Origin of the sequence: Brooklawnia sp. (assembly GCF_032229645.1) — a bacterium.
Lineage (GTDB): Bacteria > Actinomycetota > Actinomycetes > Propionibacteriales > Propionibacteriaceae > Brooklawnia.
On sequence record NZ_JAVTWX010000072.1, the window covers coordinates 26,815 to 28,611 of the forward strand.

Genomic DNA, 1,797 nt, shown 5'->3' on the forward strand with positions numbered 1-1,797 from the left:
GTGATCGGCGCGGGCGCATCGGTGAGCGGGTCGTAGCCCCCACCCGACTTCGGGAAGGCGATGACATCGCGGATGGAGTCGAAGCCGCCGAGCAGCATGACCAGCCGGTCGAGGCCGTAGGCGACACCGCCGTGCGGCGGCGCCCCGAACTGGAAGGCGTCCAGCAAGAATCCGAACTTCTCCTGAGCCTCCTCCTCGCTCAGCCCCATCACCTTGAAGACTCGCTCCTGGATGTCGCGGCGGTGAATACGGATCGAACCGCCGCCGACCTCGACGCCGTTGCAGACGAAGTCGTAGCCGTAGGACAACGCCGAACCCGGATCGGTATCGAAGCTGTCCATCGACTCCGGCTTCGGAGAAGTGAACGCATGGTGCACAGCGGTCCAGCGTCCGTGACCCACCGCGATATCACCTTCGGCGGTCGCCGATGCAGCGGACTTGAACAGTGGCGCGTCGACAACCCAGCAGAACGCCCAGGCATCCGGGTCGATCAGATCGCAACGGCGACCGATCTCGATGCGCGCCGCACCGAGCAACTCCTGAGAGGTTTGCCGCTGGCCGGCAGCGAAGAAGATGGCATCGCCCGGTTTGGCGTCTGCGGCCGGGACGATAGCGGCCTTCTCTGCGTCCGAGAGGTTCTTGGCGACCGGACCGGCCAGTTCACCGGCCTCGTTGATCGTGATGTAAGCCAGACCGCGAGCACCACGCTGCTTGGCCCACTCCTGCCAGGCATCGAATTGGCGGCGCGGCAGCGAAGCCCCCCCGGGCATCACGACGCTGCCCACGTACGGAGCCTGGAAGACCCGGAACGAGGTCTCCGCGAAGACCGGCGTGACCTCGTGGATCACCAGGTCGAACCGCAGATCGGGCTTGTCCGAGCCGAAGTTGTCCATCGCCTCGTGCCAGCTGAGGCGCTGCATCGGACGCGGCAGTTCGACGTCTATGAGCTTCCAGACCTGCGACATGACCTCTTCGGACATCGCGATGACATCGTCTTGATCAACGAAGCTCATCTCGATATCGAGCTGGGTGAACTCCGGCTGCCGATCGGCCCGGAAGTCCTCGTCCCGGTAGCAGCGGGCGATCTGGTAGTAGTGCTCCATACCAGCGACCATCAGCAGCTGCTTGAACAGCTGGGGGCTCTGCGGCAGCGCATACCACGAACCCGGACGCAGTCTCGCCGGCACCAGGAAGTCCCGGGCGCCTTCGGGAGTCGATCGGGTCAGGGTCGGGGTCTCAATATCCACGAATCCGAGCGAGTCAAGGGCCTGGCGGATCGTGTGAGTGACAGTCGAGCGCAATCGGATGGCCTCGGCCTGACGCGGACGGCGCAGATCAAGGTAGCGGTACTTGAGCCGCGCGTCCTCGCCGACATTGACACGCTCGTCGATCGGGAACGGCAACGGTGCGGACGGGTTGAGTACCTCAAGCCCGCTGACCACGACCTCGACCTCGCCGGTGGCCATGGCCGGGTTCACGGTATCGGCCGAGCGGGCCTCGACCACGCCCGTAACCGCAATGCAGAACTCGTTGCGCAACCGGTGGGCACCGAGCTGGTCCACTAGCTCTTCGCGAATCACGCACTGCACGATGCCCGACGCATCGCGGAGATCAATGAAGACCACACCGCCGTGATCGCGGCGGGCGTCAACCCACCCGGCCAGCTTGACAGTCGTGCCGATGGCGGATCGCAGCAGCGTACCTGCCTGGTGGGTGCGGATCACTAATATCTTCCTCTCGCATGTGGCCCGTGAAAACGGCGACCGAACCCGCATAGTCTAGCCCGCGCGGACGATG

General features: G+C 64.9%; 1 protein-coding gene. It reads right to left on the bottom strand.

The annotated features are described in order from the left end of the window. Positions 1-1,724: aspartate--tRNA ligase (gene aspS, locus AAFP05_RS05030; protein WP_341728757.1), on the bottom strand; the 1,724-nt coding region annotated here is incomplete at its 3' end. Positions 1,725-1,797: the final 73 nt, after the last annotated feature.